At 65.7% G+C, this 15,762-nt stretch carries 11 protein-coding genes and 1 tRNA gene; 3 read left to right on the forward strand and 9 right to left on the reverse strand.

Annotated features, from left to right (window positions below; all coding sequences use genetic code 11):
• Positions 1-170 precede the first annotated feature (170 nt).
• Entirely contained in the window at positions 171-854 is a 684-nt protein-coding gene (locus ACO05N_RS07545; RefSeq protein WP_422056548.1) for a Fe2+-dependent dioxygenase, read from the forward strand.
• A 1-nt stretch (position 855) separates the two neighbouring features.
• Here ACO05N_RS07545 and ACO05N_RS07550 read toward each other — a convergent pair whose 3' ends face one another.
• The 6 genes from ACO05N_RS07550 to ACO05N_RS07575 all read right to left on the reverse strand — a co-directional run bounded on the left by ACO05N_RS07550 (position 856) and on the right by ACO05N_RS07575 (position 10,348).
• Positions 856-1,731, reverse strand: a complete 876-nt coding sequence (locus tag ACO05N_RS07550; protein WP_422056549.1) for an FAD:protein FMN transferase — start codon at positions 1,729-1,731, stop codon at positions 856-858.
• A 98-nt stretch (positions 1,732-1,829) separates the two neighbouring features.
• Positions 1,830-2,660, reverse strand: a complete 831-nt coding sequence (locus tag ACO05N_RS07555) for a DUF4198 domain-containing protein (protein ID WP_422056550.1) — start codon at positions 2,658-2,660, stop codon at positions 1,830-1,832.
• A 17-nt stretch (positions 2,661-2,677) separates the two neighbouring features.
• On the reverse strand, positions 2,678-3,181 hold the full coding sequence (locus ACO05N_RS07560) for a DUF2271 domain-containing protein (protein WP_422056551.1): 504 nt from the start codon (positions 3,179-3,181) through the stop codon (positions 2,678-2,680).
• Positions 3,182-3,196: 15 nt separating this feature from the next.
• Positions 3,197-3,844 (reverse strand): PepSY-associated TM helix domain-containing protein, encoded by a 648-nt coding sequence (locus ACO05N_RS07565; protein WP_422056552.1) that lies wholly within the window; start codon positions 3,842-3,844, stop codon positions 3,197-3,199.
• Positions 3,845-4,271: 427 nt separating this feature from the next.
• Positions 4,272-8,888: an NAD-glutamate dehydrogenase gene (locus tag ACO05N_RS07570; protein ID WP_422056553.1), complete on the reverse strand. Its 4,617-nt coding sequence runs from the start codon at positions 8,886-8,888 to the stop codon at positions 4,272-4,274.
• Between the two features lie 176 nt (positions 8,889-9,064).
• The gene (locus ACO05N_RS07575) at positions 9,065-10,348 is read right to left on the reverse strand and encodes a PAS domain-containing protein (RefSeq protein WP_422056554.1); all 1,284 of its coding nucleotides are present in this window, start codon (positions 10,346-10,348) and stop codon (positions 9,065-9,067) included.
• Positions 10,349-10,530: 182 nt separating this feature from the next.
• Here ACO05N_RS07575 and ACO05N_RS07580 point away from each other — a divergent pair.
• Both ACO05N_RS07580 and ACO05N_RS07585 read left to right on the forward strand, forming a co-directional pair.
• Positions 10,531-10,606: transfer RNA gene (locus tag ACO05N_RS07580), tRNA-Thr, on the forward strand.
• Positions 10,607-10,756: 150 nt separating this feature from the next.
• Positions 10,757-11,974, forward strand: coding sequence for a tyrosine-type recombinase/integrase (locus tag ACO05N_RS07585; RefSeq protein WP_422056555.1), 1,218 nt, complete (start codon positions 10,757-10,759; stop codon positions 11,972-11,974).
• 155 nt (positions 11,975-12,129) lie between these two features.
• On the opposite strand, the gene ACO05N_RS07590 is transcribed toward ACO05N_RS07585, so the two are convergent.
• The 3 genes from ACO05N_RS07590 to ACO05N_RS07600 are packed head-to-tail and all read right to left on the reverse strand — an operon-like array spanning position 12,130 to position 15,709.
• Positions 12,130-12,579 (reverse strand): SRPBCC family protein, encoded by a 450-nt coding sequence (locus tag ACO05N_RS07590; RefSeq protein WP_422056556.1) that lies wholly within the window; start codon positions 12,577-12,579, stop codon positions 12,130-12,132.
• Positions 12,576-13,628 carry a Rieske 2Fe-2S domain-containing protein gene (locus tag ACO05N_RS07595; protein ID WP_422056557.1) on the reverse strand — a complete coding sequence of 351 codons (1,053 nt, stop codon included), beginning with the start codon at positions 13,626-13,628 and terminating at the stop codon, positions 12,576-12,578. The genes ACO05N_RS07590 and ACO05N_RS07595 overlap by 4 nt, the downstream gene beginning before the upstream one ends.
• 11 nt (positions 13,629-13,639) lie before the next feature.
• Positions 13,640-15,709 carry a TonB-dependent receptor gene (locus tag ACO05N_RS07600; protein WP_422055166.1) on the reverse strand — a complete coding sequence of 690 codons (2,070 nt, stop codon included), beginning with the start codon at positions 15,707-15,709 and terminating at the stop codon, positions 13,640-13,642.
• Positions 15,710-15,762: the final 53 nt, after the last annotated feature.

The raw sequence follows: 15,762 nt of genomic DNA on the forward strand, positions 1-15,762 counted from the left end.
CTTCCATCCGCTCCGACCCCCTTTTCTTGTTTCAGCTTTGCTGAAGCCGCACCGGCCCACTCCCCCACCCGACCACCCAAACAGCGTATTCTAGATGGGTGGCCGGGTGGGGGAGTGGGCCGGTGCGGCAACCGTTTCAGCTTCGCTGAAACCAAAGTAAAGAACCCATCATGCTGATCGCGATTCCCGACCTGCTCGATCCTCTGGGCGTGGCCTCGCTGCGCCGGATCATCGACGACGGGCCGTGGCAGGACGGCAACGCCACCTCTGGCCACCAGTCGGCGCTCGCCAAGAACAACGAACAGCTGCCCGAAGCGAGCGAAGCCGCGCATCAGGCCGGCCGGATGGTGCTGGACGCGCTCGGCAAGTCGCCCCTATTCTTCGCCGCCGCGCTTCCGCTCAAAGTCTATCCGCCGCTGTTCAACCGCTATGGCGAGGGCCAGACGTTCGACATCCATGTCGACAATGCCATCCGCATCCAGCGCGGGTCCGAATTCCGCATCCGCAGCGACCTGTCGATGACCGTGTTTCTCGAAGACCCGGCGGCCTATGACGGCGGCGAGCTGGTGATCGAGGACCAGTTCGGGGTGCAGCGGGTCAAGCTGCCCGCCGGCCATGCCGTGCTCTACCCCTCGTCGAGCTTGCACAAGGTCGAGCCGGTAACGCGCGGCCGCCGCGTCGCCTCCTTCTTCTGGATTCAGTCGATGATCCGCGACGACGGCGCACGCCGCATCCTGTTCGACCTTGACCAGAGCGTCCAGCGGCTGACCGGGCAACTCGGCGGTACCGACCGCAGCGTGATCGAGCTGACCGGGGTGTACCACAATCTCCTGCGGCGTTGGGCGGACGCCTGAGCTAGTTCAGCATCGCCCGCAACGCGCTCGACAACCACTCCCCATTACCCCGTGCCACCAGCTGCACCGCCAGCCCCTCGCGCTCGGCCAGCGCCTTCGCCGCGTCCGGCTCCAGCACCGTCAGCGCGCTCGCCCAGGCATCGGCATGACAGCAATCGGCGTGGATCACGGTCACGCTCGCGGTGCCGTGCGCGATCGGGCGGCCGGTGCGCGGGTCGATGCTATGGCTTCCGGCGACGGAGGCACGACGGTAATCGCCCGAGGTCGCAACCGCCACATCGTGCAGCGCGATCCGCAGCGGGGCGAGCGCCATGCCCGGCGGTGCCTCCACATCGACCCACCAGGGCTGCCCATCGGGCTGGATCCCTGCGCCGGCCAGCTCGCCGCCAATCTCGACCAGAAAGTCGGTGCAGCCCATCGCGCGCAACCGCGCCGCCACCGCATCGACGGCATAGCCCTTTGCGATCCCCGACAGGTCGAGCCGCGCGGCGCGCGTGCGGCGCAGGCGGAGCAGCGGCGCGTCGAGCTCGATCGCACCCAATCCGACCGTAACCCGCGCGGCATCGATCTCGCGGGCCTCAGGCACATGGCCACGCGGCCCCGGCGGGCCAAAGCCCCACAGGTCGACCAGCGCCCCCATCGCCGGATCGAACGCCCCGTCCGAACGCGCCGCGATATCCAGCGCGACGGCCATCACCTGCACGAATTCCGGCGCGATGCCGTGCCACCCGCCCGGCGCGGCGGCGTTGATCCGGCTGAGCTGCGACGCCGGCTCCCAATGGCTCATCTGGGCGATGACCTCTGCCAGCACACCCTCGATCGCCGCCGCCACGCCCGGCGGTGGCGCGACAATCGCCGCCGACCAGCGCGTCCCCATCGTCTCCCCGCCAAACCGTTCTACAACCGCATGCGCCCGCCGCCGGTGAAAGGCAGCGGGCGACAATGTCGCGGGAATAGCGATGCGGGGTTCGGGCGTCAGGGCGCCATCACCTCGACCGTCGTGACATAGCTTGCCCGGCGCGCGCCGGGGGCGGGCGGCGCGCCCTCTTCGCCGCTGGCGCGCGGGGTTGTCACGTTGATCCAGGTCATGCCCGGATCGGTCCACTTGATCGTCACCTTGCCATCTGCGCCGGTCTTCAGATCCTGCTGATGCAGTTGGTCGCGATAGCGGATGCCGCCGGGGATCACCGTGACCGCGAGGCCAGCTGCGGGCTTGCCGTCGAGCAGGAACTGGAAGGTCGCATCCTCGCCCATCACCAGGTCGTTGGGGTGCGTCACCGGCATTAGTTCGATGCCCTTGCCGACCGGCTTGAACACGGTGGAGGTCGGCTCGCCCGCGGTCACGAAAATCTCGTTGCGGTTGCTGGCGACGGTCGTGCGCACATCGGTCGCACCCGCCGGGATCACGCTGGCCAGCTTGTCGGCGGTGGTGCCGCGGGGGATGCGGACCTCTTCGCCATTCAGCTTGTACGATCCCATCACGCCCTCGCTGGCGTAATAGATCTTGTAGGTGCCGCGCTGCTGGATCTGCACGTCGAGCGTGGTGCGATAGCGCCCGGTCGCCTTGTTCTTGACCTCACCCGGCGTGCCGTCGGGCAGCATCACCGCGATATCGGCGCGCAGTGGCTGATGCTCGAAATAGAACAGGTCGTTGGACACGGCGGCGTCGACCGTGACCCACACATCTGCGCCTTCGCCCGAAACGACAGTCATCGACGGCAGCATCCACTGGCGGTGCGCCTGGACGCTGGCGGGAAGGGCGACCGCTGCAACGGCGGTGGCGATCAACAGATTGCGAAGCTTCATGATAATGTCCCCTCGATTCAACGCTTAACGGTCAGAGTCACTGCGCCCAGCTCGGCCTTGCCGCTGGCGCGCGCGGTGCCGCCCCTGGGCAGGGAGAAGGGGATGCGGACCAGCTCGCGCCCGCCAACTTCGCGCGCGGCCTCGACCACCAGTGTGTAGTTGCCCGCCCCCAGCTGCGGCTTGAAGCTCACCTTGTGCGTGCCCGGAGCCTTGGTCGCGCCGGTCACCCCGGCGGCGGGAAAGCGCATCGTGCGGCCCGATGCGCGCCACCATTGGCGGACGTCGCGCAGCCACTTGGTGCCCTCATTGTTCTTGAGGTCGACATCATACCAAACCGACAGCGTCTGGGCCGGCCCGCCCTCCTTCTCGATCCAGATCGCGACATAGGGCCGGTGATATTCGGCCACCGTCAGGCGCGGGATCGTGACCGAGACGTCCAGCGTCTGCGCGGCCGCCATCCCCGGCGCGAACAGGCCCGCGCCCAGCGCGGTGGCGGTCAATCCGGTTACGCGAAACTGCATGGAAGGCGGCTCCCTTTAGATATGAATGAAGAAGATCGCGAGGATCGCGGGGATGACCAGGCCCGCCCCGACGAGCGGCCAGGTGCTCGGGCGATTCTTGGAATGCATCTGCAAAAGGACCAGCCCGGTCAGCGAAAACACGATGCAGGCGAGCACGAAGATGTCGATGAACCACTTCCACACCGTGCCGCTGTTGCGGCCCTTGTGCAGGTCGTTGAGCCAGGCGATCCAGCCGCGACTGGTGCTTTCCGTGGTCACCGCGCCGCTCGCGCGGTCGATCGCGACCCAGCCATCGCCGCCGGGGCGGGGGAGGGCGAGATAGATCTCGTCCGCAGACCATTCGGCATCGCCGCGCGCATGCTTGATGTCCAGATTGCCCTCGACCCACTCTGCGACCGGGGCGGGCAGCGGCTTCTTGCTATCGGCGGCGTCGTCGGGCTTGATCGCGGGCAGCAGCGGCGCGGGCAGCTGCGCCGCACGCTCCACCGTCTGCGGCGATCCTTCGATCTCGGCGGCGTGATTGAGCGTGAACCCGGTGATCGCGAACAGCAACAGGCCGACCAGGCTCACCGCCGAACTGATCCAGTGCCAGGTATGCAGCTGCTTCAGCCAAAAGGCCTTGCGGCTGCGCTTGGCACGCGCGGTCGTGGTCGTTCCGTGCATCGAATGAGAAGGCCTAATTGCGATTCGTTCGCAGCATTAGCGAGAGTGATTCGCAATTACAATGCGGGGTTGTGGCAGTTTTCGGGTCGACGCTGCCCATTCCTCCCTAGCACCGCAGGGGAGGAATCGTGGGAAACAACCTTTGGGACATTCGCGCGGGACATTTGTCGCATGCGTAATCTGATCCACGGCGCGCTTTCACGCGACATGTTCGCTTTGCCTGGTTCCGCATCCCAGGCCTCGTTGGCCGGACACCGGTCTGTTTCCGCCCGGCCGCTATTTAGCATGAGCCCAGAAACCGCAGAAATCTGCGGCTTTCAGACCGCCACTTTCCTACAAGAAGCCTATTTGGTTACAATGGCGGGGCGGCCATCAAGAGGAAGGGGGCAAGGTCACACATGTCGCATGATCTCGCCCACCCCCGATTTCACCGCCCCAGCAGCACCCGGGCCTGCCCGGCAATCTGCGCGAGCATCGCGGCGTTCGGGGCCGGGGCCTTCTTCGCCCGCTCGACCAGCGTCACGAACTGGCCGACCCGCGCGGCATGTTCGGCCAGCCACGTATCGACCTCGGCGTACGGATCCTTGCCGGTTCCGCGCGCAATGAACTCAAGGCGCAACTGCTGGAAGTCGCGCGCCAGGCCCGCGATCAACAACCGCTCCCACGGATCGCCAGCGACGATGCGCGCCGCGTTGGCCTGCGCCCAGTCAAGCCCCAGTGCCTGCCCAAGATGGGTGAAGGCATGGGTCAGTTCTGTCTCGCCGATGCCGCGTCGCTGGCCCAGATCGGCCAGCCCCACCGCGCCGTCGAGTTCGAAGATGCGCACGATCTTCGCGACCAGCTCAGCCGGTGCGCCCGCCGCCTCCAGCTGCGCGGCGATGCGGCCCGACTGTGCCAGCGCCTCTTCCTTGAGCAGCGTCTTGGCCTGGCGGTCGAGACTGTCGATGCCCGGCTTCAGCCGCGCGAGCACTGCGCCGATGTCCTCGCCCGGACGGCACACGCGCAACAGGTCGGCGATCTGCGACCGGGTGGCGACCGCCACCTCGTCGAGCACCGCGATGCGCGCGCTCTCGCTCATCGCCGCAGTCTCGATTTCCTCCCACAGGGGCTGAAGACCGAACAATCGCTCGGTCACCACGAACATCATCGCGATGTCGCGCAGCGATGCGCCTTCTTCCTCGGCCAGTTCAAACGGGTGCAGCACGCCGAGGCGATTGACGACGCGGTTGGCGAGCTTGGTCGCGACGATCTCGCCGCGCAGGCGGTGCTCGAGGATCGCGGTCTTGAACGTCTCGCGCATCGCGGGCGGGAAGGCGGCGATCAGGTCCGGCTCCAGCGCCGGGTCGAGGCCCAGCCCTCCCGTCTCGACCGCGTCCTGCAGCGCGAGCTTCGACGTGGCGAGCAGCACCGCCAGCTCGGGCCGGGTCAGCCCCGCGCCGTCCTGCGCCCGGCGCAGATATTCCTCGTTGGTCGCCAGCCCCTCGACCGCGCGGTCGAGTCGGCCGCCGGCCTCGAGGATTTCGGTCAATCGCACGAAGCTCGGCACCGCGACCGGGCCGTCATTCTCCAGGAACGACAGCGCCAGCGTCTGCAGTCGGTTATCCTCCAGCACCAGATGCGCGACATCGTCGGTCATCGACGCCAGCAGATCGTTGCGGTCGCCCATCTCAAGGCGGCCCTCGATCACCTCGCGATTGAGCGCGATCTTGATGTTGACCTCGTTGTCCGAACAATCGACGCCCGCCGAATTGTCGATGAAGTCGGTATTGATCCGCCCGCCGCGCATCGAAAAGGCGATACGCGCCGCCTGCGTGACGCCCAGATTCGCGCCTTCGCCGATGGCGCGCGCGCGCAACTCCTCGGCATTCACGCGCAGGCGGTCATTGGCGGGATCGCCGACCTCGATATGCGCTTCGGCTGCGGCTTTCACATAGGTGCCGATGCCGCCGAACCAGATCAGGTCGACCGGCGCCTTGAGGATGGCGGAGATGAGCGCATTGGGCTCCATCTCTTCGGCCTCGATGCCCAATGCCGCGCGGACTTCCGGCGTCAGCCGAATCGACTTTTCCGATCGCGCGAACACGCCGCCGCCGGTAGAGATCAGTGCCGGATCATAATCCGCCCAGCTCGACCGGGGCAGGTCGAACATCCGCTGCCGTTCCGCCCAGCTTGCCGCCGGATCGGGATCGGGGTCGAGGAAGATGTGGCGATGGTCAAACGCCGCGACCAGCTTGATCGCCTTCGACAGCAGCATGCCGTTCCCGAACACGTCGCCCGACATGTCGCCGCAGCCCGCGACGCGGATGCTCTGCGTCTGGACGTCGGTGCCCATCTCCAGGAAGTGGCGCTGGACGCTGATCCACGCGCCCTTGGCGGTGATGCCCATGGCCTTGTGGTCATAGCCGACCGATCCGCCGCTGGCGAAGGCATCGCCCAGCCAGAAACCGCGTTCGATCGCGATCGCGTTGGCGACGTCGCTGAACGTCGCCGTGCCCTTGTCGGCGGCAACCACAAAATAGGGGTCTTCGCCGTCATGGATCACGACGCCGTCGGGATGCACCACCGTACCGGTCACGATATTGTCGGTGATCGACAACAGCGTGCGGATGAAGATGCGATAGCTTTCCTTGCCCTCCTCGAACCAGGCATCCCGGTCGATGGTGGGGGAGGGGAGCTGCTTGGGATAGAATCCGCCCTTCGCGCCGGTGGGCACGATCACGGCGTTCTTCACCCGCTGCGCCTTCATCAGGCCAAGGATTTCGGTGCGGAAATCGTCGCGTCGGTCGGACCAGCGCAGCCCGCCGCGCGCGACCGGGCCGGCGCGCAAGTGAATGCCCTCGACCCGCGGGCTGTACACCCAGATTTCGCGCCACGGCAGCGGTGCGGGCAGGTTCGGCACGCGGCTGCTGTCCAGCTTGAACGCCAGCGCTTCGGCAGCGGCGGGGGCATAGGCATTGGTGCGCAGCGTCGCGCGGATCACCCCTGCAATCGCGCGCAGGATGCGGTCGTCGTCGATCGCGCTGACCGCATCCAGGCCGGCGGCGATCGCGGCGTCGGCGGCGGCGATGGCCGCCGCGCTGTCCTTGATGCGTGCCGGATCATGCGCGGCGGCGAAGCGGTCGACCAACGCCGTGGCGACGGCCGGCGCGCGGCGCAGCGCTTCGACCACGGTGACAAGACCATAGCTGAGGCCGGTCTGGCGCAGATAGCGGAACCACGCGCGCAGAAGCACGACCGAAGCCGGCGCAAGCCCCGCTTCGACGATCAGCCGGTTGAACGCGTCATTTTCCGCGCGCAGTTCGAGCACGGCCGCAATTGCGTCCTCGACGATCCCGGTCTCGCCCTTGAGCGCGCCGCCGCCCGGCAGCTCGACCTCGAAATCATGGATATACCCATCCGCATCGCCTGCCAGCGCAGTCGGCACTTCCTCGATCACGCGGAACCCGAAATTCTCGAATACCGGCACGGCGTCGGACAGCGGCAGCGGCCCGCCGAGGCGATAGAGCTTGATCCGCAGCTTGCCGTCGTGCGGATAGATGCGCACCGAGCGCGCCTGGGCACCGCTCAGCCCGGCGATGCGCACGATGTCGCGCGCGGCCTCGTCCGGGGCATTTCCGTTGCGATAGGCGAACGGGAAACAGGGGGCGTAGCGCAGGGCGAGCCGCGCCGCGCGCGACGGCGCCAGCCCATCCTCGCGCAGGGCGTGTTCGATCGCCGGCAGCCAGCCGCGCACCATCCGCTCAAGTTCGCCGTCCAGCATGGCCGCGTCGGGCATGCGCCCCTCGCCGCGCAGGTCGAGCGTGTAGCGCAGCAGGGCGACCGGACCATCCTCCAGCGCGATCGACCAGCTGAGCAAGGAGGCGTTGGCACGCTGCTCCAGCAGCTCGCCGATGGCGACGCGGCGACCGGTCGACACGTCGTCGCGCGGCAACCACACGAATGCGAAGAGATGGCGGCCCAGCGCGCTGCGGATCAGAACCAGCTTGGGCCGCGGGCGATCGGTCACCGACATCGCGGTCAGGGCGATCTGCTCCAGCGCCTCCGCCGGGAAGGCCGTGGTCAGGTCGTGCGGCAGGCCGCTCAGCGCATGCGCCAGCGCCTTGCCGGTATGGCCGCGCGGGTCGAAACCGAACTTGCTTTCCAGTGCGGCGATGCGCGCGCGCAGCATCGGTACCTCATCCGGGGTCGAATGCAGCGCGGCGCTGGTCCACAGCCCGGCATGGATCGACAGGCCGGTCACCCGCGGCCCATCCCGCAGCGGCACGAGCACCAGGTCGAGCGGCGCGCGGCGATGTACGGTCGAGATCGAATTGGACTTGAGCAGCAGCGGCGGCTGGCCACCCTGTTCGAACCATTCTATCGCCAGCTGGCGCGACGCATCGGCGAGCAACGGCGTGTCGAGTTCCATGCGGCAAATGCCCGCCGCATCGGTCACCGTGCCATCGCGATGCCAGTTTTCGTGGCCGATCAACGTCATGCTGCCGCCCTGGAACCAGCGCAGCAGCGCGGCACCCTCGGTGTCGGCGATGCGGCTGGCATCGTCGCTCATCGCGCGGCGCAGCTCGGTCCAGTCGGTCACGGCGGCACGGACATGACCCAGATTGCGCTCGAGATCGCGGACCAGGCCCGTGCGGTCCCGCGCGTCGGCGCGCTCCAGCTCAAGATAGATCATCGATTCGCGCGAGCCGCCGCTGCCGATGCCGGCGAGCGTGCCATCGCCCGCGCGCTCGACCGCGACGACCGGATGGATGATGCGCCGGATCGCGATATCGTGCGCGGCGATGGTCGCCGCGATCGAATCGACCAGGAACGGCATGTCGTCATTGACCACCGCCAGCCGCATCGCGCGGCTGTCGTCACCCAGCCCGGTTTCGAGCGCGATCCCCGGCATGCCGGGCGCGCGCGTCGCCGCGGCCTCCGCCACGAACCTTGCGGCCGCGGCGCGGGCGGTGTCGTCGAACCCCTCCAGCTCCCCCGGCAGGGCCCCATCGGTGAGGCGCGCGTTAACGGCCTCGGCGAGCGACTTGATCGGCGTCTTGCTCATAATTTGGCGCTATGCGCCCGCAGCGCGCGCGGCTCAAGGCTTGCTGCACTGCACAGTAACATTTGAGACTAAATTGCCCGGATAGCGATATCGGAGCACAAAAAAATGCGCGCAAACCGGTGTTCTGGACCAGTTCGCGCGCAGCCTGGGAGAAGGCTTCGTGAAGGATCAGGCGTTCATGCGGCGGCCTTGCGCAGCGCGCGTTGGGCGAGGGCGTCGTCGTCCTCGATCCGCGCGACGATGTCGAGCTCGCCATCGGCACCCGCGCGCGCCAGGAGCAGGACGAACTCCTGCGCACCGGCAGCCAGCGACACGTGCGCAATCGGGGGACGTACGCGCAGTTCGGCGCGGACCTGATCGAACAGATCCGGTTGGGGCGCCGGCTTGCGCAGTGCGCGCTCCGCCTTGACGATCCCCTTGATGCCGCCGTCGGCTGCACTGATAAAGGCGTCGAGCCCGGCTTTGGCAATGTCGTGGCGCCGCGCATGGCTCATCACCGCGGCGAATTCGGTCAGCCGGGTCTTGTCGTAATCGGCCCCGAAGACAAGCTTTGCCGCCGCGGTCATCGGCGCGCGGGCCTGTACGGTAATGCCCGCATCGGCGAGCAATTCGGCATAATCCTCGGCATGGCGTTCCGACGCGCGGGCGAAGTCGTACGCGCGCGACAGGGCCCGGTACAGCGACGCGCGGCTGCGCGTGTCGGCGGCGCGCGCGGCGGCGGCCGTTTCGCGCGCGATCAGCAGCCGGTCGGCGAGCGATACGGGGGCAGCCAGATCGACCGTGTCGAGCGCATGGTCGGTTGCCGACGCGGCTGGCTCGAACCCGCCACTCGGACCATCGGCCCAGACCGGGGCGGCGGCGAGCGGGGTCGGGGCGGTGCGACGCGCCTCCTCGACCTCGCGCTCCAGCCGCGCCTGCGTCTCGGCGTCGACCAGCTCTTTCCAGTTGATCACGCCATAGATGAAATCGATCGTGTCCTCGTCGGACGAGAAGGGCATCAGAATGCCGCGATACAGCGTATTGTGTCCGCGCTGGCCCACGAACTCGGCTTCGAAACCGATCGGGGCGCGGTTGGCAATGATCTGCAGATAATGGTCGGTCAGCCGCGACAGCAGCGAGCGGCTGGGCACTTCGCCGACATGGGTAATGTCGCTGGTAACCCCGCATTCCTCCCGCAGCGAACCGCCCAGATAGCGAATCGCCGGGTTCTCGACCCCCTGGCTGAAATCGAGCAGCACGCTGTGCGGGCCGAAATCGGCGATATTGCCGGGATCGAGGTCCTCGATCGACGGATAGGCCCGGCCCTGCAGCAGCGAAACCCAGTGATTATAGGCGCGCACATGCATGCGGCGCTCGTCGGAGCCGATCGACAGGCGATGCGCGTCATGCGCCGAATCGGTCACGCCGGTATCGTCATGATCGGTGTCGGGACGGTCATCGAGGCCGCGGGCGGTGTCCATGCGCATGCTCCACACAAGGGCAACGGCCCCTGCTCCGGATCGACTTTGCGCCGCATGTGGTAAACACTGCGTAAAGGCGCCGGTTCGGCAAATCCCGCGCCGACAACGCTTCGGCAACGCTTGTCAGCCACGAACAAGGCTGATAAGCGCCGCCACCTTCCCCGGTGGCACGCACCGGGTACGCCGCTTTAGCTCAGTTGGTAGAGCATCGCATTCGTAATGCGGGGGTCACAGGTTCGAGTCCTGTAAGCGGCACCAGTCCATACCGTGAACAAGGCTAGAAAACCGCAGAAATCTGCGGTAAAATGGCTTTCGGCGGTCCCATGAAATCTCATTATGTTCCGCCGTGGCCCACTCAAAAGGGGCCACGAATCATGGGGCCACGAACGATGCAGGAGGCGTGGCCCCATGCTTACGGTGATGCAGATTCGATCGCTCAAACCGGCTGAGCGTCCATATAAAGTTGCCGATGCCGATGGTTTGTATTTGCTGGTGCAGCCATCGGGAGCTCTGCTTTGGCGCTTCCGCTACCGATGCTGCGGCATCGAGCGGAAGCTCTCGCTGGGAAGTTTCCCCGATGTCTCCTTGCCCCAGGCCCGTCGAAAGCGCGATGAAGCAAAGGCCGAGCTGGACGACGGCATCGACCCCGTTGAGGAGAAGCGGCAGCGTCGGCTGAAGGCCGAGCTGGCGGCCCAAACGACCTTCGGGCCCGTGGCCGAGGAATATATTCAAAAGATGGAGCGGGAGGGAAAGTCACCGGCGACCCTCAAAAAGGCCCGCTGGTTCCTCGAGCTCCTGGCAGGCATCGCCAAGCGTCCAATTGCCTCGGTAACGCCTCATGAGCTTCTCGACGTGCTGAAGCGTGTCGAGCGTCGCGGGCATCATGAAACAGCGCTCAGGCTACGATCGTTCGCGGGCCGTGTCTTCCGCTACGGTTTCGCTACGCTGCGTACTGAGCGCAATCCGGCGGACATTTTGCGCGGGGCGCTGACAGTCCCGCGCGTCAAACACCATGCCGCGATTGTCGAGCCAAAGAAGGTGGGCGAATTGCTTCGCGCGATCGATGGCTATCAAGGTCGACCCGAGACCCTCCATGCGTTGAGGATAGCGCCTCACGTGTTTCTGCGGCCGGGTGAATTGAGGCAAGCGAAGTGGAGCGAGATCGATTTCGCAGAGAAGGTTTGGCGCGTCCCGGCCGAGCGGATGAAGATGAAACAGGCACATGCGGTGCCGCTATCTCGACAGGTGCTATATCTCCTTCAGGATCTCCGTTCGCTTGCTCGCGAAAGCGAGTTTTTGTTCCCAGCGCTTCACACAACCAAGCGGCCCCTTTCAGACAACACTCTGAACGTCGCGCTGCGCCGCCTGGGGTTCGAGCACGACGAAATGACCAGCCATGGGTTCCGAGCGATGGCCAGCACCCTACTCAATGAATCCGGGCTCTGGCATCCCGACGCCATCGAGCGCGCTTTGGCCCATGGCCAGAAGGACAAGGTGCGCGCGGCTTACCATCGCGGCGCTCATTGGGCGGAGAGGGTGCGGATGGCGCAGTGGTGGTCAGATTATCTCGACCAGCTTCGTGTTGGCGGAGCGGTGATCAAGGCAAAGTTCCGCAAACGCGCATAGCCGCTATTGGGCCGGTTGCTGCCCGTCCGCTTCACAGAATCTGCATGCCGGAAGCGGACATCACTGCCGCGGCCGCAGCTTGCGCGCAATGGCATGGGCCATTGTATGGCGAGATCGTCACTGCCACACGTACGGCCCTCTAAGTCGGTGCCTAATTAAAGCCGCAGGACTTCGCGAAGATTATCGAAATACATATCGATATTGCCGCTCGACAGCCGGCGCAGCTCCTCACCCTGGTCTGGATCGAGCGGCAGGAAGTGCGTCCGCAGGACGACCATGCAGGCATCCGGCCCGGCGGGCGTAACCGTAATCCGGCCGCCATAATCTGCCCAAGGCAGCGGGCCATAATCGACCATGTCATAGCCGATGACCCGCTCGATCTCGTCGAGCTCAATCAGCCGCTCGACCACCGATCCCCCGCCGATCGCAGGGTCGAGATGATAGGTGCGCCGCCCCCCTATGCCCCGACCGACGGTTTCCACCCTCGCGACATAGCCGCGCGTCAGCACGTCGCCCGCGAAGTCGCCGACGAATTCCCACGCCCGTTCCGCCGGTGCCTCAATACGATGTGCGACCTCCACCCACAGCATGGCCAGTCCCTTCAACGGATATAGTCGGCGCCGGGATGGGCGCGCGGAAAGGTTTTGAGGTAATCGACGAACCTGCCGAGCGCCTTGTCGCCGCGCGTGAACATGCCGCGCGTGAAGCGGATGGTGTTCAGGATCTCGACGTCCTGATCGACGACCGAGATTTCCAGCGCCTGCGCAAAGTCGAGCGTTTCCTGCACGCGCTTGTCGTCCTCCGGCGTGCCGTCCGACTTCTGCGTCGCGATGACGAAATAGCTGCGCAGCGTGCCTGGCCGATGGATGCCGCAGGGATACAGAAACGCAAACCAGCGGCCGTTCACGCTGCCCATCTGATAGAAGATGTTGTTGCCGTGGATACCGACCTTGTACTCGATCGTGGCGCCGGTCTCCTTGAATCGGCCGCGCAGATCGTAACTATAGCCATGGTCGTGCCAGTCGATATCCTGCGACGGATCACCATCCACCTCGATGCCGTGCACGATGTTGATGTGGTTGAAATCGGTGGTGTTGCACATGAACACCCACGGATCGGCTAGCAGGTCGAGATGTGGGATCTCGCTGTGGAAGGCGAGTTCCTCGTCAGGAAAGCCGAGGTCAGGCAGATCGTAGAGCGGTTCCTCGCCGTTAAACGCCCAGATCAGGCCATAGCGTTCCTGCACCGGATAGCGGAACACCCGCATCGCGCTGGTCACGGGATCGTTGGTGGCGGTCCGGGCGCATTTACCCGCCATGTCGAACTCCCAATGATGGAAGGCACAGACCAGCCGGTCACCCGCAACCTTGCCGATCGAGAGATCTGCGCCATTATGCGGGCAATAGGCGCTGACAACGTTCGCCACGCCATCCTCGCTGCGATAGACCGCGACACGACCGTCCAGGAAGTTGCGCCCCAAGACGCCGCCGGATGCGACATCGCTCGACCGACACAGCGGATACCAGTTCTGCGAGAACTGATCGTCCTGCCCCTCATAGGTTACGCCCCGCCCGTGCCGGCGGCGATCGAGCAGATCGACCGCGGCCTGCTCGCCGTTAAACATGCTTTCCAGATCGCGAACTTGCGTCGACATGGCTCAAATCCTCAGAAGTTGAAGGTTGCAGCGACGCCGTAGCGACGCGGCTGACCCGGGTAGCGGATGTCGGCAGCGCCGGCTGAGAACTCCTTGGCGAAGAACTCCTCAGTGTAGCGCGTGTCGAACAGGTTGTTGGCGTAGAGCGCGACCGAATAGCGCGGCGCCTCGAACGTCAGCCGGGCGTTGACAAGATGGACTGGATCCTGCCGATCGGCATTGTCGATGTGCCAGTAATTGCCGGACTTGCCTGAATAGTCCGCCCGGGCGATCAGCGACATGTCATTGCCGAGCCGCGCACGGTATTGGCCGAATAAGGTATAGGACCAGCGATAGGTCAGCGGCACCTGATTGCCGCGAAAGCGCGCCGTGCCGTCGAAATCCTTGATGTTGGTATCGATGAAGCCGAGCGACGCGCCGATCTGCACATCGCGCACCGGGCGAGCCTGTGCCTCCACCTCAAACCCGAAGATGTCGGTCTTGGCGACGTTGACGATGCCTTGATCCGCGAGGTTCAGGATGAAGACCTGCTGATCCTTGTACCGCATGTAGAACGCGGCCGCGTTCAGCGTGATGTGGCGATCCGCCAGGCTGTTCTTGGTGCCGAATTCCAGCGTGTCGGCGACTTCCGGGCGATAAATCGCAGGGAAAACGCCGGTTGGCGGATTGAACCCGCCGCTGCGGAAACCGCGCGCGGCCGTCGCATAGATCATCGATGTCGGCGATAGATCATATTTGATCGAGAGCTTGGGCTGCCACTCGTCAAAGCTCGCCTCGCGCCGTGGGCCGCCGGTCAACCGGTCCACCTGCTCGCGCTCGTCATTGTCGTAGCGCAGCGCGGCGGTCACTTCGAGAGCGTCGGTCAAGCTGTAGTTCAGCTGCGCATAGGCGGCGCGGGTCAGGATGTTCTCGTCCGCAGCGGCGACCAGCACGGGAATATAAGCGGACGGCGGCAAGCGGCTGGCCGTCGGATCGGGCGAGATCAGGACAGTGGTGTCGATGCGCTTCTTCGCATCGAGCAGGTACACGCCCGCCGTCCAGCGCAGCTTCTGCGCGGAGGGCGAGGCCAGCCGGATTTCCTGGCTGAAACTCTCATAGCCCCGCAGCTGTCGCGCGCCGAGGATCGACTTGGGCGTCCAGTCCAGGTCTTCGATGAGGTCAATGTCGGTCTTGTTGTAGGCAGTGACGGACGTCAGCGTGAATGGATCGAAGCGGTAGTCGATCTTGAGCGAGCCGTCCCTGGTATTGCGCGGGCTGAACCCCAGGAAATCGTTCTGGATCGGCTCGCTGGTGTTGTTGGGCTGGCCGTCCGGCAGCGGGATGTACCAGGACGCGCCGCCATCGAGGTCGCCATAGGCGCCGCGCAGGTCGAAGCTCAGCCGGTCGGTCGGTGTCAGGATCAGTCGCCCGCGCAGGTTCAGATCCTCGACGAAATCGACCTTGTGATCGAGCGTCACATTATGCTGCACACCGTCGAACTTGCGGTAATCGGCGGCCACGCGGAACAGCAGCAGATCGGGCACGAGCGCGCCACTCAGCGCGCCCGACAGCCGGCGATCGTCGCCATCGGCATAATCGACGCCGATGCGCCCCTGCAGCTCGTTGGTCGGTCGCTTGGTCGTGATGTTGATCGCGCCGCCGATCGCATTGCGCCCGTAAAGCGCTCCCTGCGGCCCCTTGAGCACTTCGATCTGCTCTAGGTCGAACAGCGCTTGCTTGATCATGTCAGTCGAAGTCATCTGGACCCCGTCGATCACCAGCGCGACCGGCGCTTCGCCGTTGCGCACCTGGCCGATGCCGCGCACGCTGATCGCGACCGTGCCGGCGTCCTGCGCATCGACCAGCGAGACGTTGGGGATCAGCGTCGTCACATCGTCGATGCTGCGGATGCCGGCCTCTTCGATCGCCTGAGCGGAAAAGGCGGTGACCGAGTCCGGCACCTTCTGCAGGCTTTCCGACCGCTGCCGCGCGGTGATGACGATCTCGTTGCCCTCGGCCTCGCCCGCCTGTGCCAGCGCGGCATTTGCGTTCAAGCTGGCGATCGCAGCGACCCCGCTCAGCAGGATCTTCCGGTAATTCATGTGCAGCTCCCTCCGACTGTCACGCCGGATTGTGATCCGTGCGCCTGTTCTCG

The sequence above is a fragment of the Sphingomonas sp. genome (genome assembly GCF_965227385.1).
GTDB lineage: Bacteria > Pseudomonadota > Alphaproteobacteria > Sphingomonadales > Sphingomonadaceae > Sphingomonas.